Below are 23510 nucleotides of genomic sequence, written 5' to 3'. Positions count from 1 at the left end.
GGAAGCCACCCATGCTCTATGCGATCATCAGCGAGGATGTGAACAACAGCCTGGAGCGCCGACTGGCCGCTCGCCCGGACCATCTGGCACGCCTCGAGGCGCTGCGCGACGACGGCCGCCTGGTGCTGGCCGGCCCCCACCCGGCGATCGACAGCGAGGACCCGGGCGAGGCCGGCTTCTCCGGTAGCCTGGTGGTCGCCGAATTCGACAGCCTCAAGGCGGCCCAGGCCTGGGCCGACGCCGATCCCTACATGATCGCCGGGGTCTACGCCAAGGTCACGGTGAAGCCCTTCAAGAAGGTGCTTCCCTGAGAGCGCCGGCCTGAACAGGATGGCTTATCAACAGCCGGTTTTGCACAGAGGCTGTGGATAACACTGTTGAAACGCCGCGGATGCCTTTCGCCAGCCCCCTGGCCCCGGCCCCGCGGCGTGACCGATCAAATTTTGAACGCTTCCGGAGCTCCCCTTGACCGCCGCCCCCGATGGCCTGCCGCCCCTCGCCGCCCTGGAAACCGCCCGCCTCGACTGGCGCAGCGATGCCAGCGGCGAGGCCGCCCCGCACTCCCCCGCCTTCGATGACGTCTACTTCTCCCGGCATGACGGTCGCGCCGAGACCGAGCACGTCTTCGTCGCCGGCAATCGCCTGGCGGAGCGCTTCAGGGAGTGGCGGGAGCCGCGCCCCTTCGTGGTCGGCGAGACCGGCTTCGGCACCGGACTCAACATGCTCTGCGCCTGGGCCTGCTTCGACGCCCACGCCCCGGCCGGGGCACGGCTGCACCTGGTCTCCACCGAGAAGTTTCCGCTCGGCCGCGAGGATCTGGCCAGGGCGCTGGCCGCCTGGCCGGACCTGGCCGAACGCGGCGAGGCACTCGTGGCACAGTGGCCCGAACCGGTGGGCGGCGTGCATCGGCTATGGCTCGACGAGCGGGTCACCCTGGACCTGCACCTGGGCGACGCCGCCGAGCGGCTGGCGCTGCTCGAAGGCCGGGTCGACGCCTGGTTCCTGGACGGTTTCGCCCCCGCGAAGAACCCCGAGATGTGGCGGCCCGAGCTCTTCAAGGCCATGGCGGCCCGCTCGCGGCCGGGCGCCACCTTCGCCACCTTCAGCTGCGCCGGGGTGGTCAAGCGCGGCCTGGCCGCTGCCGGCTTCACCTGGCACAAGGCACCGGGGTTCGGTCGCAAGCGCGAGATGCTGTGCGGCGAGATCGCCACGCCTCCCATGGATGAGCGCCGGCGACAGACGCCCTGGTTCACACCGCCGACCGCCCTGCCACCCCGCCATGTGGCAGTCATCGGTGCGGGAATCGCCGGCGCCAGCACGGCCGCCGCCCTGGCCCGGCGCGGCATCGCCGTCACCCTGATCGACCGCTTCGCGCGCGCCGATCTCGGCAGCACCCACCTGCAGGGGGCCCTCTACGTCAAGCTTGCCGCCGACACCAACCGGCAGAGCCGTACCTACCTGGCGGGCTTCCTGCACAGCCGCCGCTGGCTGGCATGGCTCGACCCGCGGCAGGAGCTGTGGCGGGCCAGCGGGGTGCTGCAGCTGGCCCGGAGCGAGAAGGAGCAGGCGCGTCAGGCACGCTTCCTGGCCAACCACCCCCTGCCGGAGAGCGTGGTGCGAGGGCTGGATGCCGAGGCGGCCAGCGCCGCCGCCGGCATCAGGATCGATGCCCCGGCGCTGGACTATCCCGACGCCGCCTGGGTCAGACCCATGGAGCTCTGCGTGCGCCTGGCGGCAACGCCTGGCGTCACCTTCCGGCGCGGCGAGGTGGTGGCACTCCGCCAGCAGGAGAGTGGCTGGATGCTGGAGATGGCCACGGGCGAGCCGCTCACGGCCGATCAGGTGGTGCTCGCCGGCGCCGTCGAGACGGCCACCTTCGCCCAGACCGCCTCGCTGCCGCTGCAGCCGGTTCGCGGCCAGCTCAGCCAGCTCACGCTGCCCGCGGGGGCGCCTCGGCTGGGACGCGTGGTCTGCGCCGGCGGCTATGTGCCTCCGGCGGCGGATGGCGTGCTCAACTTCGGGGCAACCTTCGGACCTGGCGATACCGATACCAGCGAACGCGAGGCCGACCATCGCGCCAATCTGGAGGAGCTGGAGCGCGGCCTGCCGCACTTCGTCGCCGCCCTGCGCGACGCTGGCGCCGACCTCGCCCCCGAGAATCTCACCGCGCTGGTCGGCGTACGAGCGGCCAGCCCCGACAAGACGCCCTACTGTGGTCCGGTGCCCGACGCCGACGCCTGGCGGGAGGAGTACGCGGTACTGGCCAAGGACGCGACGCGCATCCCCGAGACACCCGGCGGCCACCATGCGGGCCTCTGGGTCAGCGCCGCCCATGGCTCCCGCGGCATGGCCAGCGCGCCGCTGTGCGCCGAGCTGCTCGCCTCACGGATCTGCGACGAGCCGCTGCCCCTGGAGCAGCCGCTGGTGGACCACCTGCACCCGGGGCGGCGGCTGATCCGCGACCTGATCCGAGGAAACTAACCTTCCTCGTCGTCGGCCAGGTCGCGGCCGAAGGCGCGCCACTGGGCCAGGGTCATCACCTCGGTGGTCTCGGTACGCAGGTCATGGGCGATGAGCAGCTCGCCGCGCTCCAGCTGGCGCTTGAGCTCGGCCACCCAGCCGCGCATCCCCTCCCCGGTATCGGTGGTGTCATAACCCTGGCGGGTGACGAAGGCCTCCAGCAAGGCATCCAGGGTCTCCCCCGGCAGCATGCGGTAGGGCACCTCGATAAAACGATCGCCACTCAAGACTCGCCCTCCCGTGTCTCTCCCTCTGAGGATTCGCCGGCTTCCCAGGCGGCCAGCCGCGCCAGGAAGGCCTCCTCATCCAGTACCGGCACACCCAGCTGCATCGCCTTCTCCAGCTTGCTACCGGCGGCCTCGCCGGCCACCAGACCGGCGGTCTTCTTCGATACGCTGCCGGCCACCTTAGCCCCCAGCGCCTGAAGCCGAGCCTTGCCCTGATCGCGGGTCATGCTCTCCAGGGTACCGGTGAGCACCCAGGTCTGGCCGAGCAGGGGCTGGGGCCGCTCGGCCACGGCCTCCTCCTCCCAGTGCACGCCGCAGGAGACCAGGTCGTCGATGGTCTCCCGGTTGTGGGCCTGACGGAAGAAGGTGTGGACATGGGCGGCGACCACCGGTCCCACGTCCTCCACCGCCTCGAGCGCTTCGATCTCGGCCGCCATCAACGCCTCAAGGGAGCCGAAGTGTCGCGCCAGGTTGGCTGCGGTGGCCTCGCCTACCTCGCGAATGCCCAGGGCGTAGATGAAGCGCGGAAGCGTGGTCTGCCTGGCCTTCTCGAGCGAGGCCACCAGGTTCTCGGAGGACTTCTTGCCCATGCGCGGAAGCGTGGCCAGGCGCTCGGCCTCCAGGCGAAAGAGATCCGCCGGGGTGGATACCCAGTCGCGCTCGACCAGGGCGTCGATCAGCTTCTCGCCGAGGCCATCGATATCCAGCGCGCGCCGCGAGGCGAAGTGCTTGAGGGCCTCCTTGCGCTGGGCCGGGCAGTAGAGCCCCCCGGAGCAGCGTGCCACCGCCTCGCCCTCCAGGCGCTCGATCTGCGAGCCACATACCGGGCAGTGCTCGGGGAAGACGATCGCCCGTGCATCGACCGGACGGCGCTCCTCGAGCACCCGGACCACCTGGGGAATGACGTCACCCGCCCGACGGATCGCCACGGTATCGCCGATCATCACCCCGAGCCGGGCGATCTCGTCGGCGTTGTGCAGGGTGGCATTGGAGACGGTGACCCCCGCCACCGAGACCGGCTCCAGGCGTGCCACCGGGGTGATCGCCCCGGTGCGGCCGACCTGGAACTCGACGTCATTGAGGCGGGTGGTCTCCTCCTGGGCGGGAAACTTGAAGGCGATGGCCCAGCGCGGGGCGCGCGCCACGAAGCCCAGCTCGCGCTGCAGGCGCAGGTCGTCGACCTTGATCACCACGCCATCGATATCGTAGCCGAGTGAATCACGCTTCTCGCCGAGGCCCCGGCAGTAATCGATGACCCCCTCGGCCCCCTCGACCACCGCCAGTTCGGGATTTATCCGAAACCCCCAGTCACGCAGCAACTGCATCTGTTGGCTGTGGGTCGGCACATCGACATTGGCAAGGCTAGCCATGTCCTGATCCACCAGCTGATAGGCCGTGAACTCCAGGGGACGCTTATCGGTAACTCGCGGGTCGAGCTGGCGAAGACTGCCGGCGGCGGCGTTACGAGGGTTGGCGAAGACCTTGCTTCCCTCCTCCCTGGCCTTGTCATTCATGGCCTCGAAGTCTGCGTGGCGCATGGTGACTTCACCACGCACCTCGAGGCGATCGGGCCACTCCTTTCCACGTAGCCTGAGAGGAATCGACCTCAACGTCTTCACACTGGAAGTAATCCCCTCACCGGTACGGCCGTCGCCCCGGGTAACTCCGGCAGTCAGCTCGCCACCTTCGTAGACCAGCGAGACCGCGGCCCCGTCGAGCTTGGGCTCGCAGCAGAAGGCCAGCGGCTCACCATTTGCCTCCAGGCGGTCGGCGACACGCCTGACGAAGGCCTTGATCTCCTCCTCGTCGAAGGCGTTGTCCAGGGAGAGCATCGGCACCGCATGCTCGACCTCGGGAAAGCCTGCCTCCGGAGGCGCCCCGACTCGCTGGGTGGGCGAGTCCGCCGTCACCAGCTCGGGATGCTCGTCCTCGAGCTCCTGGAGGCGACGCAGCCGTCGATCGTAGTCGGCATCGGTAAGGACCGGATCGTCGAGGACGTAGTAACGGTAGTTGGCATCGTCTAGCTCGGCGCGCAGGCGCTCGAGCTCGTCGCGGATCTTCGAGTCGGGCTGGTTCATGGCAATCCGTGTCACGGTCTATCGCGTGGGCCTCGGGGCACGAGGCAAGATGATCGACTAGCTTACCAAAGCAACACCCCCCGTGGGGCTACCTCACGGGGGGTGTATTCCAGCTTCACGCCTATGGTTTGCCGCTAGTTGACCTGATAGCGGTGCAGGCGATTGCGGCGTACGAACTCCTGCACGCGCTGGCGGGCGAACTCCACCGTCTGGGCGGTCATCACGCTCTGGTTCTCGTCCTTCAGCTCGCCACCCATATGGCGCACGATGACCATCGCGGTCTCCACCATCGCCTCGAAGGCGGCGCCGCAGTCCTCGGCTCCCGGCAGCGGCATCAGCAGCGTGATCCCCGGCGTACGGAAGTCATCGATCGCTTCGATGGGGAAGGTCCCGGGCTTGACGCCATTGACCATGGAGAACTGCAGACGGCTCTCGGGGTCCTCGGTCTCGAAGCGGTGGAAGACCCCCATCTCGCGGTCATAACGCAGGCCACAGGCCAGCATCAGGTCGAGCAGGGCGGTACCGGAGAAACCCTCGTCATCCCGGGCCATCACCGAGATGACGATGATCTCCTCGGCCTGGCTGAGGGTCAGGCGGGCATGCTCCGCGCTCACGTCGTGACGCAGCGCCTTCTCCAGCACCGGATGGATCCGTACCTTGTCGCTGTGGCGAGATGCCTCGACGGCCTCCTCCTCGGCGACCGCCATGGCATCGTTCGCCTCATCGGCCTGCCGACGCGGCGCGAAGAGCGGGTCGTCGCCATCCTCGGCGGCCGCGGCTTCGGACTCCAGGCGCCGACGCTCGGCCTCGCGGGCGACACGGTCAGACTCCGCGTCGGCCTGGGCCTGGCGCTTGCGCTCGGACTCCTCGGCCGCCTTGCGAGCCTTCTCTTCCTCGCGACGGATCCTGTCCTGGCGCTTCTGCTCGCGACGCTCGGCCAGGCTCTTCTGCAGCGAAGCCCCGAAGCGCTGGACCGAGGCGCCCATGCGCTTCGAGCCACTCTTCAGGGAGTCGCCGACACCATCGAAATCGACCAGGCGGTAGCGCTCGTCGTCCTCGGCATCCTCGTGATCCCGGGGATCGGCGGCGAGGGGCTCGGCGCCGGCGTCTGCCATCGGCTCGCCCGGTGCAGAGGTAGCCCCGGAGGCTTCCTCGAAGGCGGCGAGGGTAGGCTCGCGACGCTCTTCTACGGGGCTCTCGGCCTGCTGCCGGGTGCTGCGAACCTCGGTATCGCGCTCTGCGGCGGCCACATGCGGCTCGGGCTCGCTCTTGACCGAGCTTCTCACGCTCTCGCGTGACGTCGCCTCTTCCGCCCTCTCGGCGGATACCGATGACTCAGGATGCGCGACGCCGGCAGCGGCGGCACGTGGCGCTGTCGGTTCGGCAGCTACCGCCTCATGCGCCTCCTGCCGGGGGGCGGAAGCCTTCCAGCTGGAAAGCACACGCGACGGACCAGGATGCTCCTGGCGCTCGAGCTTGGGTTTGGGTTGCACACGGCTGTAATCGGCGGGCCTGACGACTCGCGCCCCTCCGTTGGGCAGTTCCCAGTTGATTTCGGCCTTGCGGGCCTCTTCGTCGGGGTCGGTGCCGTGGGCGTCTTCCGCCACCTCATCGAGGCGGGGAATACGTCGTTGACGCTGCAGGCGACGCACTCCATCCACCACGATGAGGGTCACCAGCGCCAACCCCAGGATGATCAGCCACTCTCTAAGTTCCATGGGTCGTCAGCCTTTCGCTAGGGCGCCATGCCAGATGGTTGTCCGTCACCAGCATAGCGCGATTGCCGAAAAAAGGGCCACTTTTTTTATTTGTCAAGCATCGGCGATTTTCCACGCCAAGCCGGACCTGCCCTTCGCAATCGCCCTTCGATGATCCCCCTGCTTCCATGCATTGCAACATGTGATGCTTCCTTGTTACCCCTTTTCGGGGTTTCATTCAAGCGTTCAGGCCTCGGCGAGTGCCGCGGCCTCTTCGACATCCACCGCCACGAGCCGAGAGACACCTGGCTCCTGCATCGTCACCCCCATCAACCTCTCGCCCGCTTCCATGGCGATCTTGTTGTGGGTGATGTAGATGAACTGCACGCTCTCGGACATCTCCTTCACCAGCCTGGCGTAGCGTCCCACATTGGCATCATCCAGGGGAGCGTCCACCTCGTCGAGCATGCAGAAGGGTGCCGGGTTGAGCTGGAAGATGGCGAATACCAGGGACAGGGCTGTCAGCGCCTTTTCGCCCCCCGACAGCAGATGAATGGTGCTGTTCTTCTTGCCCGGCGGTCGCGCCATGATGGCGACCCCGGTCTCCAGCAAATCGTCGCCGGTCAGCGTCAACCACGCGGTTCCGCCACCGAAGACTCGCGGAAAAAGTGCCTGCAGACCCGTATTGACTCGCTCGAAGGTGTCCCGGAATCGACTACGGGTTTCCTGGTCGATGCGGCGAATCGCCCGATCGAGTGTCTCCAGCGCCTCGCTCAGCTCGGCGTGCTGGGCCTCCAGGTAGTCGCGGCGCTCGGCCTGCTGGTCGTACTCCTCGATGGCCGCCAGGTTGATGGCACCCAGGCGGCGGATGCGCTCGCCGAGCTCCTCGAGGCGGGTCTGCCAGGCCGACTCGGTGGCGTTGGGGTCGAGCGACTCGCCCAGGGCCTGCTCGTCGTGGTTCAGCTCCCGCAGCTGCTCATCCTGGCCCTCGGCCTTGAGACGCAGCGCCTGGACCTGCATGCGCGACTCCTGCAGACGCTCGCGGATGCCCTCCAGCGCACGCTCGTGACCCTGGCGAGCCTGCTCGTCCTCGCGCAGTCGCTCGACCAGTTCCGCGGCCCGGGCACGCACCGCGTTGAGGCTGCGCTCCTCGCGCTCGCGCCGGTCGAGCAGCTCCTCGAGGCGTTCGCGGCTCTCCTCCTCGGGCTCGCGGAGCAGCTCAAGCTCCTCCTCCAGCTCCGCGAGGCGCCCCTGGAGCCGCTCCCGCGCCTCTCCCGCACGCCCCTGCTGTTCGGCGAGGCCGGCACGCTCGGCGGCCAGGCGCTCCTGCTCGAGGGCCAGGTGCTGCAGCTGGTCGGCCAGCGGGCGCTGCTGGCCACGCAGACTGGCGAGCCGCTCGCGGGCTGCCTGGCGCAGCCTCTCCAAGCGTTCCCGACGCTCGGCGCCCTCCTCCAGGCGCACCATGGCGGCCTGCCACTGCTCGCGCACCTCATCGATGGCCAGGCGCGCCTCCTCGCGAGACTCGCCGAGGCCGGCAAGCTCCTCGCTCAGCTCGGCGGCGCGACCCTGCAGGTGCTCGAGTCGACTGGCCAGGCCACTGTCCTGGACGGCGAGCTGCTGATGGCGGCGATCGAGGTCGCGCTCCGCCTGGTGGCACGCCTCGAGGTCCGTATCGGCACGTTCGGCCTCCTCCAGGGCATGCGCCAGGCGTGTCTCGTGATCGGCCAGGCGTGCCTCGACGGCGTCGAGGAGCCCGCGCACCTCGGCCTGGCGGCGCCGGCTGACGAGCAGCGCATCCGGGCCGTCGCCGCTGCCCCGCCGGCGTGCCCAGCCATGCCCAAGCCACAGGCCATCGGCGGTGATCAGGCTCTCGCCAGGAGCCAGCTCGTGGCGACGCGACCAGGCGTCATCGCGACTCTCCGCGCAGCGCACCGTGGCCAGCCACTGGCCGGCACCACCGGCTCCCTCCACCCGGGCGGCGAGGCTGTCGGGCGGTGCCGCGGACTCGCTCGCTGCGACCAGCCCCAGCTCCCCCGGCGAGGCCGCCAGGGCCTCCAGGCGGCCATCGAGTGGTGCCATCCGGGCGCGCAGCCAGGGTGCCAGCACCCAGGAGACGACCTCCTCCCAGCCGGGGGCCACCGCCAGGCATTCGCCGAGGCGTGGGGCATCGCCGAGCCCATGCTCGGCAAGATGAGCATCCAGCGTCTCGTCGTGGTCGGCCAGCCCCGCCTCGATCAGCGCCTCCAGCGACGCCAGCTCACCGGCCAGTTCGCTGCGCGCCTGGCGTTCGACCTCGCGTCCCTCCTCGGCGGTTCGCGACCTCTCGCGAGCGGCCTCCCGGGCCTGGGCCAGGGCATCGCGACGATCCTCGAGTGCCTCGCGCTCGAGCTCGATCTCGGCGAGCTGCTCGGCGAGCTCGTCGCGCTGGGCGGTCAACGCCTGCAGGTCGGGCAGCTCCTGCTGCTGCTGGCGGCGACGCGCGAGATCGGCGTCGAGCCGCTCCAGGCGTGACTCCAGCTCGCGCAGGCGATCCTGGCTACGCTCGGCCTCTCGGCTGGTCTCGCGCCACTGCTCGCTGAACGTCTCCCAGGCGGCATCGGCCTCTTCCGCCTCGGGCTCGGCCTCCTCCAGGGCGGCCTCAAGCTCCTCGAGGCGCTCGGCGAGCTCTTCACGCTCGGGGACCAGGGTTGCCAGACGCTCGTCGAGGCTGACCAGGCGCTCGCCGTCGTCCTCGCCGAGACGCTCGAGGTCGGCCAGCTCGCGGCGTGCCGTCTCGAGGTCGCGGGCCAGCTGGGCATCCCGGGAACGGCCATGCTCCAGGTCCTGCTCCAGGCGGGCGATGGCGGTGGTGGTCTCGAAGAAGCGCGACTGCTCGGCGTCGAGCTCGGAGGCCAGGCGGTCGTGGTCGGCACGGGCCTCCTCCAGGCGGGTCTCGCACTGGCGCAGCCCGAGCACCTCGCGCTCCACGGCGGTCTCGAGCTCGGCGACGCGACTCTCCTCCTCGCCCTGGCTGGCACGCAGCGCACGGGCCCGCAGCAGGGTCAGCTCGCCCTTGACGCGGTGTTCCTCGTTCTTGAGTTGCTGATAGCGGCGTGCCGCCTCGGCCTGGCGCCTGAGTCGCTCGAGCTGCTTGTCGAGCTCCTCGCGGATATCCTCCAGACGCTCCAGATTCTCCTGGGTGCGACGCATGCGATTCTCGGTCTCGCGGCGCCGCTCCTTGTACTTGGAGATCCCCGCGGCCTCCTCGAGGGTGGCGCGCAACTCGTCGGGGCGCGCCTCGATCAGCCGCGAGATCATGCCCTGGCCGATGATGGCGTAGGAGCGCGGGCCCAGTCCGGTGCCCAGGAAGAGGTCGGCGATATCGCGGCGACGGCACTTCTGGCCATTGAAGAAGTAGCTGGACTGCCCCTCGCGGGTGACCTGGCGCTTCACCGCGATCTCGGCGTACTGGGCATAAAGCCCCCCCATGGCACCGTCGCGATTGTCGAAGCGCAGCTCGATGGCGGCCTGCCCCACCGGCCTGCGGCCGGTGGAGCCGTTGAAGATGACGTCGGCCATGGACTCGCCACGCAGGGTCTTGGCCGACGACTCCCCCATCACCCAGCGCACCGCATCGATGATGTTGGACTTGCCACAGCCGTTGGGACCGACAATGGCAGTCATGTTGCTGTCGAAGGGCACCGTGACCGGGTCGACGAAGGACTTGAAGCCCACCAGGCGGATCGAGGTCAGGCGCATCGCGGGCGGTCCACTCCGTTCAATCGACGACGCTGTCGATCACGATCTCGACCGGCTCGCCGTCGGTGTCGCCCACGGCGACACCGCCACGCTGGCCGAACATGTCGCCGGGCTGGGGCGTGGCCTGGCCACTCTCGGAGACGCGCACCACCAGGCGTGCCTGCTCGACCTGGCCGAGGTTGGCCTGGGGCGACATGGCATGGCGCTGGTCGAGCACCAGCTCGGTGGGCAGGTCGCCCAGTGTCAGGCGGGCCACGGCCAGCGGCGGCAGCTCGCCGGCCATGTCCCGGGCGACCACGAACACCGGGGTGTTGTCGTCGAGGCGACCGGCGAGCTCCTCGTCCAGGCTGACGCGGGCCAGGATACCGGGACCCTGGGGCTCCTCCTCCACCGCCACGTCACCCTCGGGCTCCTGACCCAGGCGCTGCTGGGCGATCTGGATACCCTGGCGCAGCGCCTCACCGGAGGCGGGATCACTCATGCCGGCGATGGCACGCCGCCAGTTGTCGATGGCCTCCTGATAGGCGCCGCGGTCGAAGGCCTCGATGCCCAGCAAGCCGAGCACCGTGGGCTCGCTGGAGTTCTTCTCCAGGGTCTCGTCGACCAACTCCTGTACGCGGTCGGTCAGCCGGCGGCCGGCGACGAAGAACTCGATCTGGGCCAGCTGCGCCAGCAGCTGGGGATGGCGCCCCTCGATCTCGATCAGCCGCTCCAGGGCATCGATGGCCTCGCGCCCCTGGCCGCCGTCACGATAGAGCGGGAACAGCATGCTCCAGACGTTGGGGTTCTCCGGCTGGCGGGCGGCCTGCTCCTCGAGCCGCTCGATCAGCATCTCGGGGGAGCCCTCGGGATCGCTCATCACCTCCTGGCGTACGGCCATCAGCGCCAGGTCGCCCTCGGCGCCTTCGTGCTGATACCAGAGCACGCTGGCCACCACCACCGCCAGCATCACCAGCGGCACCGCCAGGCGCCCGGAGGCGGAGGCCTTGAGCGGGGCTCGCTTGAGTCGCTCGGTGTCCTCGAGCAGGCTGCGCTCGAGCGCCAGGCGGTCCTCCTCGAAACTGGCCTGATCGATATCGCCACGCTCGAAGGCGGCCTCCAGGGAGGCCAGGCGGCGCTGGTAGATGGCCACGTTCTGATCCGCGGAGCGGTCGTTGGTCTCATGATCGCGCTGGGCGTCGTGCACCGCGCGGGCTCGCTTGAGAGGCGCCACCAGCAGCCACAGGGCCGGCAGCAGCAGTAAGGCGAAGGCGATCCACAGCAGGGTCATTCGGTTCTCTCGCGGTTGATCAGGGCATCCAGGCGAGCACGTTCCTCGGCGGAGAGCTCCCTGTTGGAGGCGTTACGACGGGCGCGTACCAGCAGGCCCACCAGCACCAGGCCAAGCAGGCCCAGCACCGCCGGCAGCCCCCACAGCAGGTAGGTGCGGCCCTCGAGGCGCGGGTTGTAAAGCACGTAGTCGCCGAAACGCTCCACCATATGGTTACGGATCTCGATGTCCGCGCGACCGTCCATCAGCAGCCGGTAGACACGATCACGCATGTCGCCGGAGACCGGGGCGTCGGAGTCATTGATCGCCTGGTTCTGACAGGTCGGACAGCGCAGTGAGGCGGTGAGGTCGCGATAGCGCTCCTCGAGCACCGGATCATCGAACTCGCGTACCTCGATGGCGGCGGCCTGTGCCAACCCCGCCACCAGCAGCAGGACAAGAGCCGTGGTCAGGAGTCGCGAAAGTCGCATCAGCGCCATTGTTCCACCTCCGGAAGGATCGTCTCGGTGACATCGCCCGGCGCGATATAACCGGTGTGGTGGTAGCGGATCACCCCGTCACCATCCACCAGGAAGGTCTCCGGCGCGCCATAGACGCCGAGCTCGAAGGCCAGCTCGTTGTCCGGGTCGAAGATGTTGACCTCGAAGGGGTCGCCGAACTCCTCCAGGAAGCCCAGCGCCTTCTCGCGGGTATCCTTCCAGCTGATGCCCACCAGGCGGATGTCGTGGCGCTCGGCGAGGTCGAGCAGCTGCGGCATCTCACGCTTGCACTCGGGACACCACTCACCCCAGACGTTGACCAGGGTCAGCTCGCCGGTGGTCAGCAGGTCACGATCGACCCGCCGCTCGGGCTCCTTGAGGGTGGCCAGGTCGAACGCGGGGAACTCGCGCGCCATCAGGGCCGACTCGCGATGGAAGGGGTTCAGCGACAGCCCCTGATAGAGGAACACCGCCAGCGCCAGGAAACCGGCCAGCGGAAGCAGCAGGATCAGCCGACGATTCATGCGCTGGCCTCCCGCCCCGGCGCGGGGGCCGCCCTGGCCTCGGGGTCACGCGCGGTCGCCAGGCGCCGGTAGCGCTTGTCGGCCACCGCAAGGACACCACCGAAGGCCATCAGCAGGCCACCCAGCCACAGCCAGCGCACGAAGGGCTTGTACTGCACCCGCAGCGCCCAGCTGCCGTCGCCCAGGTCCTCGCCCATGGCCACGTAGAGGTCACGCAGGAAGCCGGGACGCAGCGCCACCTGGGACATCGGCATGCGGGTCGCCAGGTAGAGGCGCTTCTCGGGGTTCATGGCGAAGCTACGACTGCTGTCGCCATGCTGTACCGAGATGTTGGCCCGGTCGGCCAGGAAGTTGGCTCCCTGGCGGCTGGAGAGCTCGTTCATGGTGAAGGTGTAGCCGGCCACCTCGACGCTGTCGCCCGGTGCCATGCGCACGTTCTGCTCGATGCTGTAGTTGGAGACCACCGCCACGCCGACGATGGTCACCGCCACGCCCAGGTGGCCGAGCTGCATGCCCCAGTAGGCCAGCGACAGCTTCTTGAGCCCGGCACCCACGGAGCTGGCGTTACGGGCCTTCTCGAACAGGTCACGCAGCATGGGCAGCACGATCCACAGCGCCGCGATCAGGCCGATCGCCACCGCCGGACTCCAGCGCTCGGCGAACAGCAGCGGCAGTGCCGCCCCCAGTACCACGGCCCCCACCGCCGCCAGCCACAGTCGGCTGACCAGCAGGCTCACCGGTGTCTGCTTCCAGCGCGCCACCTGGCCGAGCCCCATGAACAGCGCGAGGAGCAGGGTAAGCGGCACGAAGAGCGCGTTGAAGTAGGGAGGGCCGACGCTGATCTTGCCCAGATCCAGGGCATCGAGCAGCAGCGGGTAGACGGTGCCCATCAGCACGGTGATCGTCATGATCACCAGCAGGATGTTGTTGATCAGCAGCAGGGCATCGCGAGAGAGCCAGGTGAAGCCGACCTTGTGGCCGACCCGCGGCGCCCGCAACGCGAACACCAGCAGCGACAGGCCCACGGTGATGCCCAGCAGCATCAGGATGAACTGGCCGCGTGAGGGGTCGTTGGCGAAGGCATGCACCGAGGTGAGCACCCCGGAGCGCACCAGGAAGGTGCCCAGCAGCGACAGCGAGAAGGTAAAGATCGCCAGCAGCAGGGTCCAGCTCTTGAAGGCACCGCGCTTCTCGGTCACCGCCAGGGAGTGCATCAGCGCCGTGCCGGTCAGCCAGGGCAGCAGCGAGGCGTTCTCGACGGGGTCCCAGAACCACCAGCCGCCCCAGCCCAGCTCGTAGTAGGCCCACCAGCTGCCCAGGGCGATACCCACGGTGAGGAAGGCCCAGGCCAGGTTGGTCCAGGGGCGCGCCCAGCGGGCCCAGGCCGCATCCAGACGACCGCCCAGCAGGGCTGCGATGGCGAAGGCGAAGACGACCGAGAAGCCCACATAGCCCATGTAGAGCATCGGCGGATGCATGATCAGGCCGATGTCCTGGAGCAGCGGGTTGAGGTCGGCACCGTCGCCCGGCACGTTGGGCAGCAGGCGCTCGAAGGGGTTGGAGGTGACCAGCACGAAGGCCAGGAAGCCGGTGCCGACCAGCCCCAGCACGCCCAGCACCCGCGCCACCATGTCGCGAGGCAGCTCCCGGGAGAAGCGCGAGGCGAAGTAGCCCCAGGCGGCCAGCAGCAGGCTCCACAGCAGTACCGAGCCCTCATGGTTGCCCCACACGGCACTGAGCTTGTAGTACCAGGGCAGCATGGAGTTGGAGTTGTTGGCCACGTTGGTCACGCTGAAGTCGTCCAGCATGTAGCTGGCCGTCAGACAGGCGTAGGCGATGGCCACGAACAGCAGCTGCCCGGCCGCCATGGGCCGGGCGTAGGCCATCCACAGCGGGCGGCGGGTGGCCGCGCCGGCCAGTGGCAACACGCCCTGCACGGCGGCCATCAGCATGGCGATCACCAGGGCGTAGTGGCCGATCTCGGGGATCATCAGGATCTGCATGGGTTCTCCGCTCGTTACTGGCTGGCGCCTTGCTGCTGGGCTTCCATCCGCTCACCCACCTCGGCGGCCTTGGCCTGATAGTCCTCCGGCGAGTAGCCGGCGTCTTCCAGGGCCTGGGCCACCTCGGGGGGCATGTAGTTCTCGTCGTGGCGAGCCAGCACCTGGTCGGCACGCAGCCAGCCCTCGGACTGCAGTTCGCCGACCACCACCACGCCCTGCCCCTCGCGGAACAGGTCGGGCAGGATGCCGCTGTAGCGCACCTCGAGATCATCGACATAGTCGGTGACCACGAAGGCCACATCGAGGCTCTCCGGATCACGGGCCACGGTGCCCTCCTTGACCATGCCTCCGGCACGGATCTGGCGTTCGAAGGGGGCATCCCCGGCGGCGATCTGTACCGGGCTGAAGAACAGGTTGATGTTACTGCGCAGGGCGTAGAGGGTCAGGCCCACGGCGATCGCGGCCAGGGCGACGAGCCCCAGGATCACGAAGAGCCTCTGCTTGCGCTTCGGTGTCAGGCTAAGTGTCATGACGATTACCACCCGATTGATGTGAAACTTTCGCTGCCTCGTCCTGATCGACTCCCAGGCGCTGCTCGCGACGGACGCGACGCTGCAGGCTGCGCAGCAGCTGGCGGCGCTCGGCGCGGGCGTGGAGGACGATGGCGACGAGCAGCGCGGCGGTCGCCGCCCAGGCCGCCCAGACATAGGGGGCATGCCCCCCCATGGCGATGAATTCGTTGAAGGATTCGAAGGCCATCAGCGCTCTCCTCCGGCCAGGTCACGCACCCAACGCTTGTTGGATTCGCGGCGCAGGATCTCGCTGCGCGTGCGCATCAGGGTCACCGCGATGAAGAAGCTGTAGAACCCCAGCACCATGATCAGCAGCGGGACCCACATCTCCATGGGCATGCCGACACGCCCGGTAACAGTAAAGGTGGCGGGCTGGTGCAGGGTGTACCACCAGTCCACCGAGTACTTGATGATGGGGATATTGATCACCCCCACCATGGCCAGCACGGAGGCGGCCCGAGAAGCGCTGTCGCGGCTGGCGAAGGCGCCGCGCAGGGCGATCACTCCCAGGTAGAGGAAAAACAGGATCAGCATCGAGGTCAGCCGCGCATCCCACATCCACCAGGTGCCCCAGGTAGGCACGCCCCACACCGCCCCGGAGAACAGCGAGATGAATGTCATGGCGGCCCCCAGTGGCGCCATCATCGCCGCGACCATGTCGGCCACCTTGATCTTCCACACCATGTAGACCAGGCCACACACCGCCATGCTGACGAAGATCGACTGGGCCAGGAAGGCCGCCGGCACGTGCACGTAGATGATGCGGAAGCTGTTGCCCTGCTGATAGTCCGCCGGCGCGAAGGCCAGCCCCCAGACGCTGCCCACCAGGATCAGCGCAGCCGCGGCCACCCAGAACCACGGCAGCAGCCGTTCGCTGATGGCGTAGAACCACTTGGGGGAACGCAACTTGTTAATGAAGGCCCACATGCCTTTTCCACCTCTCAACCGTTGATACTGATGCGCAGCGACGCCGCGATCGCCCAGGGGGCCAGCATCAGTGACAGGGCCAACAGGGCCCCCAGAATCGCCAGATGTGCGGCGGCGCCATCGCCCATGATCGCCGCCTGAACGGCACCGGCGCCGAAGATCAGCACCGGGATATAGAGCGGCAGTACCAGCAGTGACAGCAGCACCCCGCCGCGTGACAGCCCCACGGTGAGCGCCGCGCCGATGGCACCGATCAGGCTCAGGCTGGCGGTGCCCAGGGCCAGGGAGAAGGCCAGTATCAGGTAGCTGCCCGCCGGCAGCGCCAGCATGATGCCCAATACCGGGGCCATCAGCGCCAGCGGCAGTCCGGTCAGCAGCCAATGAACCGCCACCTTGGCCAGCCCCAGCATGGGCAGCGGCTGTGGCGTCAGCAGCAGCTGCTCCAGGGAGCCGTCCTCGTAGTCGCCGCGAAACAGGCTGTCCAGGGAGAGCAGCGCCGCCAGCAGCGCCGCCACCCACAGCAGCCCGGGGGCGATGGTGGCCAGCAGTTCCGGGTCCGGCGAGATGCCGATCGGGAACAGGGTGATCACCAGGGCGAAGAACACCAGCGGATTGAGCACCTCGCTGCGTCGACGCATCAGCAGGGTCAGGTCGCGCTTGAGCGTCGCCCAGACTGCGACCGTCAGGCCGCCGCGGGGTTCCCCTGCAGTGACCTGACGGTCGCCGTTATCGCGCTTGCTGTCGCTGCCGTTCATGCGAGTATCAGCGCTCGGCATCTTGCCCTCCCCGGCCGAGACGGACATGCCGCAGCTCTTCCGACGCCTTGAGTTCATGGTGAGTGGTCACCAGCACACAGCCCCCCGAACGGGCGTGGACCACAAGACGCTCCTCCAGCGCCGCGACCCCATGGCGGTCGATGGCGGTAAAGGGTTCGTCCAGCACCCACAACGGACGCGGCGTGAGCTCCAGGCGGGCCAGCGCCACCCGACGCTGCTGGCCGGCCGAGAGCTGTCCGGCCGGCACGTCCTCGAAGCCCGCCAGCCCCACCGACTCCAGCGCTGCCAGGCGCGGGGCCTCATGGACGGCTTCACCGGCCAGCGCCTGGTACCAGGCGAGGTTCTCCAGCGGTGTCAGCGCCGCCTTGACCCCCGGGGCATGGCCCAGATAGAGCAGGTTCTCGAGGAAGGACTGGCGCGCCTGGCGCATGGGCCGTTCGTTCCAGAACAGTTCGCCATGGTAGTCGGCGAGCTGGCCGGAAAGGATCTTGAGCAGGGTGGTCTTGCCACTGCCGTTGGGGCCTTCGACGCGCACGATCTCACCGCCGCGGATATCCAGGTCGAGATCCTCGAACAGCCACCGATCATCCCGTTCACAGGCCAGGCCTCTGGCTTGCAGGCGCAGGGTCAAGACACTCTCCGGCGTGGGTAATTTGGCTCGAGACTCTACACGGAAAGGGCTTTTTCTACCAGAGACGCCTGCCGCGTCAGCAGGTCGCGGTTGACATGCATCAAGCGCATCGTCGATTGGTCGCCTTGCCAGATTCGGGCGCCCTGCTATGCTCACCAGACACTGTATGTTTCAACAGGAGATGCAGCATGCCCGAGGTCACCACGCAGTTCCTGATCCGCCGCCCCAACCAGCGCCTGGCCGAGGCCTGGACGCCCTGCCCCATGCCCGGCGATGCGCAGGAGATGGTCGAGGTCCCGCTGCTGGGCAACGTTTCGGCGGGCATGCCCATCGAGGCCTGCCCCAGCGTGAGCCATATCCGCGTCCCCCGGCGCATGGTGCGGCGCAACACCTACGCCCTGCGCGTGCGCGGTGACTCGATGATCGATTGCAACATCTTCGATGGGGATGTGATCATCATCGAACAGTGCGAGAGCGCCGAGAACGGCGAGACCGCGGTGGTCATGATCAACAACCGGGAGGTCACCCTGAAGAAGCTCTATATCGAGAAGTCCGGCGTACGCCTGCAGCCCGCCAACCAGCAGATGGCCCCCATCTTCCTCAAGAACAGCGATATCCAGGTGTTGGGCATGGTGATGGGCGTGGTGCGCCAGGGCGAACTGGCCGCCTGATGCGCTACCCGATACCCGACCTGCCGCCGGGAGAGTGGCGGGAAACCGAGACCGACGTCGAACGCAGCCGCTTTATCGCCTGGCTCTGCCATGCCCCAGACGTGGCCGCCTTCGAGACACTGCTGTCGGCCGCCCGCGAGCGCCACCCCGGTGCCAGCCACCACTGCAGCGCCTTTATAGCCGGACCGCCCGGCGAGCAGTCCGCCATCGGCTTCTCCGACGACGGCGAGCCCGGCGGAACCGCCGGCCGCCCCATGTTTCAGGTGCTGGAGGGCTCGGGCCTGGGCCAGGTGGGTTGCGTGGTCACACGTTACTTCGGCGGCACCAAGCTGGGCACCGGCGGCCTGGCCCGCGCCTACAGCCAGGCCGTGTCCCAGGCACTGGAGACCTTGCCGAGACGCGAGATCATCGAGCGTAGCCCGCTGCAGTTACGGGTCGACTTCGCGGGTGAGGCCGAGGCCCGGGCCTGGCTCGCCGAGCGCGAGATCCCCGTCGAGGCGGCCGACTACGACGCCCAGGGCGTGCGCCTCACCGTCGGCTGGCCCCGCGACGTCGAGGTCGAGCTGAGCCCGCTGGCTTCGCGGCTGCGCGGTCACCTCGAGCTCCTCGAGGCCTGACCCCTCCCCCCTGTTACCACCCGGAAAAGACGAAAGGCGCCCGAGGGCGCCTTTCGCAGTGGCTGGCATCCTGTGGCGATCAGCCCAGGTACTTGATCATCACCCCCGCGGCCACCGCCGAGCCGATCACCCCGGCCACGTTGGGCCCCATGGCGTGCATCAGCAGGAAGTTGTGCGGGTTGGCCTCCAGGCCCACCTTGTTGGAGACCCGGGCCGCCATGGGCACCGCCGAGACGCCCGCCGAGCCGATCAGCGGATTGATCGGAATGCGGCTCACCGCATTCATCAGCTTGGCCATCAGCACCCCCGCGGCGGTGCCGATGCCGAAGGCCACGATGCCCAGCGCCAGGATGCCCAGGGTCTCCACGGCCAGGAAGCTCTCGGCCATCAGCTTGGAGCCCACCGAGAGGCCCAGGATGATGGTGACGATGTTGATCAGGGCGTTCTGGGCGGTATCGGAGAGGCGCTCCACCACCCCGCACTCGCGCATCAGGTTGCCGAAGCAGAACATCCCCAGCAGCGGTGCCGCATCGGGCAGGAAGAAGGCCACCAGCAGCAGGATGGCGATGGGGAAGGCGATCTTCTCGCGCTTCGACACCGGCCGCAGCTGGGTCATGGTGATCTCGCGCTCCCGCTTCGAGGTCAGCAGCTTCATGATCGGCGGCTGGATCAGCGGCACCAGGGCCATGTAGGCGTAGGCGGCCACGGCGATCGCACCCAGCAGTTCGGGAGCCAGCACGCTCGACACGTAGATCGAGGTGGGGCCGTCGGCGCCGCCGATGATGCCGATGGCAGCGGCCTGGTTGAGCGAGAAGTCCATCACGCCCAGCGACGAGAGGCCCACCGCGCCGAACAGGGTGGCGAAGATGCCGAACTGGGCCGCCGCACCCAGGAACAGGGTGCGCGGATTGGCCAGCAGCGGGCCGAAGTCAGTCATCGCACCCACGCCCATGAAGATGATCAGCGGGGCGATGCCGGAGGCGATGGCAACCTTGTAGAAGCTGTAGAGCATGCCGTCGCCATAACCGACGCCCACCGCGATGTCGCGCGCGGCGCGCAGCGCATCCGGCGCGGCCCCGTCGTGGGCCACGCCCTTGAGCGACTCGCGCCACGCCTCGGCGTTGGCCAGGGGGTCGAGGGTCACGCCCAGCGCCGTCGCGAGCTGCTGCAGCACCGCTGGCTTGGCCACCTCGATGGCCTGGTCCAGCGCCGACAGCGCCAGGCCCGCCTCGGGAATGTTGGCCAGGATGCCGCCGAAGCCGATGGGCACCAGCAGCAGCGGCTCGAACTTCTTGGCGATGGCCAGGTAGAGCAGCAGCATGCCGACCAGGATCATCACGGCCTGACCCGGCGTCAGGTTGTAGACCCCCGAGCCGTACCAGAGTGTCAGTAGTTTCTCCATGTCGGGGCCCTTAGAGCTCGATCAGCACGTCACCGACGGCGACGCTGTCGCCCTCGCCGACCTTGACGGAAGAGACGGTACCGGCGCATGCGGCACGCACCTCGGTCTCCATCTTCATCGCCTCGAGGATGATCACCACATCCCCCTCGGCGACGCTGTCCCCCTCGCGCACGTTGACCTTGAAGATGTTACCGGCCAGGGGCGCAGTGATCGCCTCGCCGCTGGGGGCGGCGGGGGCGCTCTCGGCGGGCTTGGCGGCCTCGCCCTTCTCGGCGACCTGGCCGATCTCGCCACCCTCGGCGACCTCGACCACATACTGCTTGCCGTTGACCTTGACGGTATAGGTCTCGGAGCCGGCCGGGGCTCCGCCCTGGGTCGCGAGTGCCTTGGCCTCTGCTTTCGCGGGCAGGCTGGCGCCGGCCTCGGAGACCTGGGGCGCCGGCTCGAAGGCATCGGGGTTGTCGCGGTTGTTGAGGAACTTCAGGCCGATCTGGGGGAACAGCGCATAGGTGAGCACGTCGTCGATCTCGCGCTCGCCCTCGGCCAGGCGGATGCCGTCGGCCTTGGCCTTCTCCTTGAGCTCGGCGGCCAGCTTGTCCATCTCGGGGCTGAGGTTGTCGGCCGGGCGGCAGGTAATCGGCTCGCCCCCCTCCAGCACGCGCGCCTGCAGCTCCTTGTTGAACGGCGCCGGGGCGGCACCATACTCGCCCTTGAGCAGCGCCTGGACCTCCTTGGAGATCGACTTGTAGCGCTCCCCCATCATCACGTTCATCACCGCCTGGGTGCCGACGATCTGGGAGGTGGGGGTGACCAGCGGAATAAAGCCCAAATCTTCCCGTACCTTGGGAATTTCTTTAAGCACGTCGTCGAGCTTGTCGCCGGCGCCCTGCTCCTTGAGCTGGCCTTCCATGTTGGTGAGCATGCCGCCCGGCACCTGGGCAATCAGGATGCGCGAGTCGATGCCCTTCAGCGAGCCCTCGAAGGCGGCGTACTTCTTGCGCACCTCGCGGAAGTAGGCGGCGATCTCCTCGAGCAGCTCGAGGTCGAGGCCGGTGTCGCGCTCGGTGCCCTGGAGGATCGCCACCACCGATTCGGTGGGGCTGTGGCCATAGGTCATCGACATCGAGGAGATGGCGGTGTCGACGTTATCGATGCCTGCCTCGGCGGCCTTGAGGGCGGTAGCGGTGGACATGCCGGTGGTGGCGTGACACTGCATGTGGATGGGGATATCCACCGCCTTCTTGAGCTTGGTGACAAGTTCAAAGGCGTCGTAGGGCTTGAGCAGGCCGGCCATGTCCTTGATGCAGAGCGAATCGGCACCCATGGCGGCGATGGTCTTGCCGAGTTCGACCCAGCCGTCCAGGGTGTGCACCGGGCTCACCGTGTAGGAGAGCGTGCCCTGGGCATGACCCTCGACCTTGCGCACCGCCTGGATGGCGCGCTCCAGGTTGCGCGGGTCGTTCATGGCATCGAAGACACGGAACACGTCGACGCCGTTGGTCCTGGCCCGCTCGACGAACTTGTCCACCACGTCATCGGCGTAGTGGCGATAGCCCAGCAGATTCTGGCCACGCAGCAGCATCTGCTGGGGGGTGTTGGGCATGGCGGCCTTCAACGCCCGTATCCGCTCCCACGGATCCTCGCCGAGGTAGCGGATACAGGCGTCGAAGGTGGCCCCGCCCCAGGACTCCAGAGACCAGAAGCCGACGCGGTCGAGCTTCTCGGCGATGGGCAGCATGTCGTCGAGACGCATGCGGGTGGCGAACAGCGACTGGTGGGCGTCACGCAGGACCACATCGGTGATGCCCAGCGGGCGAGCGTTGTCAGTCATGGGTTTGACCTTGAGGTAGTGGATGTAGGGAGAAGGGAGGCAGGCGGGGTTCAGCGGCGGTGTCGGCGGCGATAGTGATGCACCGCGGCACTGATGGCCACCATGACGTCATCGTCCTGGGGAGCGGCACCACGACCGCGTGCCGGCACCGGAGGCGCCACGGGCTCCGGGAAGAAGCGACCGATGATCTTGGACATCAGGGTGGTGACGATGACTAGCAAGGTAAGAAAAACAAAAACGAAGCCCATGCCAAGGGCCATGAGGGAGAGTCCCTCTTCCAGCAGCTGCATGTCCTGCATCGCGCGCCTCTCCTGTTGAACATGTACCTCCATGCGCCTCAACGGTGCGAGACATGGCGGCTTGCGCAAAATTTTCGATGCTATAACCTGCCACACTCTGATCAGATTGCAATGGTGCTGTGGTGGAAGTCGGCGTTGTTAATTTACTACAAGATGTACCGGGCAGGGTCGGCCTGGCCCCTATGGAGGGCGTTATCGACGCCCACACCCGGGACCTGCTGACCCGGCAGCCGGGCTTCGACTGGGCGGTCACCGAGTTCGTCCGCGTGGTAGATGCCCGACTGCCACCGCGCGTCTTCCATAAGCACTGCCCCGAACTCCAGGGCGCTCGCATGACGACTCCGGCCGGCGTACCGGTTCAGCTACAGCTGCTCGGCTCCGATCCCGAGGCCCTGGCGGCCAACGCCGCCCAGGCACTGCGCCTAGGCGCCACCGGTGTCGACCTCAACTTCGGCTGCCCGGCCAAGCTGGTCAACCGCCACGATGGCGGCGCCTCGCTGCTGCGCGACCCGCGGCGCGTGCATGCCGTGGTCGCTGCCGTGCATGAGACAGTGGGCCAGCATATTCCAGTGACCGCCAAGATCCGCCTGGGCTTCGCCGATCGACGCCTGGCACTGGCCTGCGGGCGCGCTGCCCAGGCAGGGGGTGCCCGCCACCTGGTGGTGCATGGCCGCACCCGGGAAGAGGGCTACCGCCCACCGGCCCACTGGGAGTGGATCGGCCGCATTCGACGCGACCTGACCATCCCGGTGATCGCCAACGGCGACATCTGGACCCTCGAGGACTACTGGAAGGCCCGCACCCTCTCCGGCTGCCGACACGTGATGCTTGGCCGAGGCGCCCTGGCCGACCCCTGGCTGGCAGCCCGCATCCGCCACTGGCAGCATACCGGCGAGCGGCTGCCGCCCACCCCCTGGGCGGCGCGGGCAGCAATCCTCGAAGAATTCGCCACCCTCCAGCGCCGAGCTCTGCCCGAACGCGTCGTCACCTCCCTGGTAAAGCAGTGGCTCAACCATATGCGCCAGGCAGACGCCGAGGCGGCCCGACGTTTCCAGCGCCTCAAGCGTCTCACCGGGCTGGATGACCTGCTCGCGGGCCTGATCGCCGACACCACGGAGGCAGCCGGCCTCCGACAGACGGCGACAAGTGCAGCGGTGATATAGAAAAGAAAGGTTCTTCGCAGACTGGCGTGAAAACGAAGTACTCTTAGGCGACGGCGGGATAGAGAAACGGCGGTAAATCCGAGTA

21 protein-coding genes are annotated in these 23510 nt (G+C 68.1%); 5 read left to right on the top strand and 16 right to left on the bottom strand.

All coding sequences use genetic code 11. The annotated features are described in order from the left end of the window. The first annotated feature begins 11 nt into the window (after window positions 1–11). Both GRB96_RS05400 and mnmC read left to right on the top strand, forming a co-directional pair. Complete coding sequence (locus GRB96_RS05400; RefSeq protein ID WP_161431166.1) at window positions 12–311, top strand: YciI family protein; 300 nt, start codon at window positions 12–14, stop codon at window positions 309–311. A 154-nt stretch (window positions 312–465) separates the two neighbouring features. After that, a complete protein-coding gene (gene mnmC, locus GRB96_RS05395) occupies window positions 466–2481 on the top strand; it encodes a bifunctional tRNA (5-methylaminomethyl-2-thiouridine)(34)-methyltransferase MnmC2/FAD-dependent 5-carboxymethylaminomethyl-2-thiouridine(34) oxidoreductase MnmC1 (protein WP_161431164.1) in 2016 nt (671 codons plus the stop codon). Here the strand turns inward: mnmC and GRB96_RS05390 are convergent. The 13 genes from GRB96_RS05390 to ccmA form a co-directional block, all read right to left on the bottom strand. After that, the gene (locus tag GRB96_RS05390) at window positions 2478–2747 is read right to left on the bottom strand and encodes a YheU family protein (protein ID WP_161431162.1); all 270 of its coding nucleotides are present in this window, start codon (window positions 2745–2747) and stop codon (window positions 2478–2480) included. The genes mnmC and GRB96_RS05390 overlap by 4 nt on opposite strands. Beyond that, complete coding sequence (gene ligA, locus GRB96_RS05385) at window positions 2744–4825, bottom strand: NAD-dependent DNA ligase LigA (protein WP_161431160.1); 2082 nt, start codon at window positions 4823–4825, stop codon at window positions 2744–2746. The genes GRB96_RS05390 and ligA overlap by 4 nt, the downstream gene beginning before the upstream one ends. A gap of 134 nt (window positions 4826–4959) precedes the next feature. Further along, a complete protein-coding gene (gene zipA, locus GRB96_RS05380; protein ID WP_161431158.1) occupies window positions 4960–6543 on the bottom strand; it encodes a cell division protein ZipA in 1584 nt (527 codons plus the stop codon). Between the two features lie 225 nt (window positions 6544–6768). Continuing rightward, entirely contained in the window at window positions 6769–10260 is a 3492-nt protein-coding gene (gene smc / locus GRB96_RS05375) for a chromosome segregation protein SMC (protein WP_161431157.1), read from the bottom strand. A gap of 19 nt (window positions 10261–10279) precedes the next feature. Then, complete coding sequence (gene ccmI / locus GRB96_RS05370; protein WP_161431156.1) at window positions 10280–11530, bottom strand: c-type cytochrome biogenesis protein CcmI; 1251 nt, start codon at window positions 11528–11530, stop codon at window positions 10280–10282. Continuing rightward, the gene (locus GRB96_RS05365) at window positions 11527–12009 is read right to left on the bottom strand and encodes a cytochrome c-type biogenesis protein (protein ID WP_161431155.1); all 483 of its coding nucleotides are present in this window, start codon (window positions 12007–12009) and stop codon (window positions 11527–11529) included. Before GRB96_RS05365 ends, ccmI begins: the two co-directional genes overlap by 4 nt. Beyond that, on the bottom strand, window positions 12000–12533 hold the full coding sequence (locus GRB96_RS05360) for a DsbE family thiol:disulfide interchange protein (protein WP_161431154.1): 534 nt from the start codon (window positions 12531–12533) through the stop codon (window positions 12000–12002). The genes GRB96_RS05365 and GRB96_RS05360 overlap by 10 nt, the downstream gene beginning before the upstream one ends. Further along, the gene (locus GRB96_RS05355) at window positions 12530–14536 is read right to left on the bottom strand and encodes a heme lyase CcmF/NrfE family subunit (protein WP_161431153.1); all 2007 of its coding nucleotides are present in this window, start codon (window positions 14534–14536) and stop codon (window positions 12530–12532) included. Before GRB96_RS05355 ends, GRB96_RS05360 begins: the two co-directional genes overlap by 4 nt. A gap of 14 nt (window positions 14537–14550) precedes the next feature. Continuing rightward, a complete protein-coding gene (gene ccmE, locus GRB96_RS05350) occupies window positions 14551–15054 on the bottom strand; it encodes a cytochrome c maturation protein CcmE (RefSeq protein WP_161433016.1) in 504 nt (167 codons plus the stop codon). Between the two features lies 1 nt (window position 15055). Next, window positions 15056–15295 carry a heme exporter protein CcmD gene (ccmD, locus tag GRB96_RS05345; protein ID WP_161431152.1) on the bottom strand — a complete coding sequence of 80 codons (240 nt, stop codon included), beginning with the start codon at window positions 15293–15295 and terminating at the stop codon, window positions 15056–15058. Then, the gene (locus tag GRB96_RS05340) at window positions 15295–16035 is read right to left on the bottom strand and encodes a heme ABC transporter permease (RefSeq protein WP_161431151.1); all 741 of its coding nucleotides are present in this window, start codon (window positions 16033–16035) and stop codon (window positions 15295–15297) included. Before GRB96_RS05340 ends, ccmD begins: the two co-directional genes overlap by 1 nt. A gap of 14 nt (window positions 16036–16049) precedes the next feature. Then, window positions 16050–16790 carry a heme exporter protein CcmB gene (gene ccmB / locus GRB96_RS05335; protein WP_161433015.1) on the bottom strand — a complete coding sequence of 247 codons (741 nt, stop codon included), beginning with the start codon at window positions 16788–16790 and terminating at the stop codon, window positions 16050–16052. Window positions 16791–16797: 7 nt separating this feature from the next. After that, window positions 16798–17442, bottom strand: coding sequence for a cytochrome c biogenesis heme-transporting ATPase CcmA (gene ccmA / locus GRB96_RS05330; RefSeq protein ID WP_161431148.1), 645 nt, complete (start codon window positions 17440–17442; stop codon window positions 16798–16800). Window positions 17443–17630: 188 nt separating this feature from the next. Between ccmA and lexA the strand changes: the two genes are divergently transcribed. Together lexA and GRB96_RS05320 are read left to right on the top strand one after the other, a co-directional pair. After that, on the top strand, window positions 17631–18113 hold the full coding sequence (gene lexA / locus GRB96_RS05325) for a transcriptional repressor LexA (RefSeq protein WP_161431146.1): 483 nt from the start codon (window positions 17631–17633) through the stop codon (window positions 18111–18113). Continuing rightward, entirely contained in the window at window positions 18113–18730 is a 618-nt protein-coding gene (locus tag GRB96_RS05320; protein WP_161431144.1) for an IMPACT family protein, read from the top strand. The genes lexA and GRB96_RS05320 overlap by 1 nt, the downstream gene beginning before the upstream one ends. A gap of 79 nt (window positions 18731–18809) precedes the next feature. Here the strand turns inward: GRB96_RS05320 and GRB96_RS05315 are convergent, their stop codons facing one another. Genes GRB96_RS05315 through GRB96_RS05305 form a run of 3 tightly spaced genes read right to left on the bottom strand, consistent with a single transcriptional unit; the run spans window position 18810 to window position 22262 of the window. Then, window positions 18810–20132 carry a sodium ion-translocating decarboxylase subunit beta gene (locus tag GRB96_RS05315; RefSeq protein ID WP_161431142.1) on the bottom strand — a complete coding sequence of 441 codons (1323 nt, stop codon included), beginning with the start codon at window positions 20130–20132 and terminating at the stop codon, window positions 18810–18812. Window positions 20133–20142: 10 nt separating this feature from the next. Then, complete coding sequence (gene oadA / locus GRB96_RS05310) at window positions 20143–21963, bottom strand: sodium-extruding oxaloacetate decarboxylase subunit alpha (RefSeq protein ID WP_161431140.1); 1821 nt, start codon at window positions 21961–21963, stop codon at window positions 20143–20145. 50 nt (window positions 21964–22013) lie between these two features. Continuing rightward, window positions 22014–22262, bottom strand: a complete 249-nt coding sequence (locus GRB96_RS05305; RefSeq protein ID WP_133483483.1) for an OadG family protein — start codon at window positions 22260–22262, stop codon at window positions 22014–22016. A 182-nt stretch (window positions 22263–22444) separates the two neighbouring features. Here GRB96_RS05305 and GRB96_RS05300 point away from each other — a divergent pair, with 182 nt between their 5' ends. Then, a complete protein-coding gene (locus tag GRB96_RS05300) occupies window positions 22445–23425 on the top strand; it encodes a tRNA dihydrouridine synthase (protein ID WP_161431138.1) in 981 nt (326 codons plus the stop codon). The last annotated feature ends 85 nt before the right edge of the window (window positions 23426–23510 follow it).

It is taken from the genome of Halomonas alimentaria (assembly GCF_009902005.1).
Classification (GTDB): domain Bacteria; phylum Pseudomonadota; class Gammaproteobacteria; order Pseudomonadales; family Halomonadaceae; genus Halomonas; species Halomonas alimentaria.
The sequence above is the reverse complement of the archived record's forward strand: the minus strand, read 5'-3'. Positions and strand labels throughout refer to the sequence as shown.

Bases quoted from the DNA above. Each gene is read 5' to 3' on its own strand.
- GRB96_RS05340 (WP_161431151.1), bottom strand. From the start codon at position 16,035: ATGTGGGCCTTCATTAACAAGTTGCGTTCCCCCAAGTGGTTCTACGCC.
- GRB96_RS05300 (WP_161431138.1), top strand. From the start codon at position 22,445: ATGGAGGGCGTTATCGACGCCCACACCCGGGACCTGCTGACCCGGCAG.
- GRB96_RS05320 (WP_161431144.1), top strand. From the start codon at position 18,113: ATGCGCTACCCGATACCCGACCTGCCGCCGGGAGAGTGGCGGGAAACC.
- GRB96_RS05365 (WP_161431155.1), bottom strand. From the start codon at position 12,009: ATGGCGCTGATGCGACTTTCGCGACTCCTGACCACGGCTCTTGTCCTG.
- ccmD (WP_161431152.1), bottom strand. From the start codon at position 15,295: ATGGCCTTCGAATCCTTCAACGAATTCATCGCCATGGGGGGGCATGCC.
- smc (WP_161431157.1), bottom strand. From the start codon at position 10,260: ATGCGCCTGACCTCGATCCGCCTGGTGGGCTTCAAGTCCTTCGTCGAC.
- GRB96_RS05315 (WP_161431142.1), bottom strand. From the start codon at position 20,132: ATGGAGAAACTACTGACACTCTGGTACGGCTCGGGGGTCTACAACCTG.
- GRB96_RS05355 (WP_161431153.1), bottom strand. From the start codon at position 14,536: ATGCAGATCCTGATGATCCCCGAGATCGGCCACTACGCCCTGGTGATC.
- ccmI (WP_161431156.1), bottom strand. From the start codon at position 11,530: ATGACCCTGCTGTGGATCGCCTTCGCCTTACTGCTGCTGCCGGCCCTG.
- lexA (WP_161431146.1), top strand. From the start codon at position 17,631: ATGCCCGAGGTCACCACGCAGTTCCTGATCCGCCGCCCCAACCAGCGC.
- GRB96_RS05400 (WP_161431166.1), top strand. From the start codon at position 12: ATGCTCTATGCGATCATCAGCGAGGATGTGAACAACAGCCTGGAGCGC.
- zipA (WP_161431158.1), bottom strand. From the start codon at position 6,543: ATGGAACTTAGAGAGTGGCTGATCATCCTGGGGTTGGCGCTGGTGACC.
- GRB96_RS05360 (WP_161431154.1), bottom strand. From the start codon at position 12,533: ATGAATCGTCGGCTGATCCTGCTGCTTCCGCTGGCCGGTTTCCTGGCG.
- oadA (WP_161431140.1), bottom strand. From the start codon at position 21,963: ATGACTGACAACGCTCGCCCGCTGGGCATCACCGATGTGGTCCTGCGT.
- GRB96_RS05305 (WP_133483483.1), bottom strand. From the start codon at position 22,262: ATGCAGGACATGCAGCTGCTGGAAGAGGGACTCTCCCTCATGGCCCTT.
- ligA (WP_161431160.1), bottom strand. From the start codon at position 4,825: ATGAACCAGCCCGACTCGAAGATCCGCGACGAGCTCGAGCGCCTGCGC.
- ccmB (WP_161433015.1), bottom strand. From the start codon at position 16,790: ATGAACGGCAGCGACAGCAAGCGCGATAACGGCGACCGTCAGGTCACT.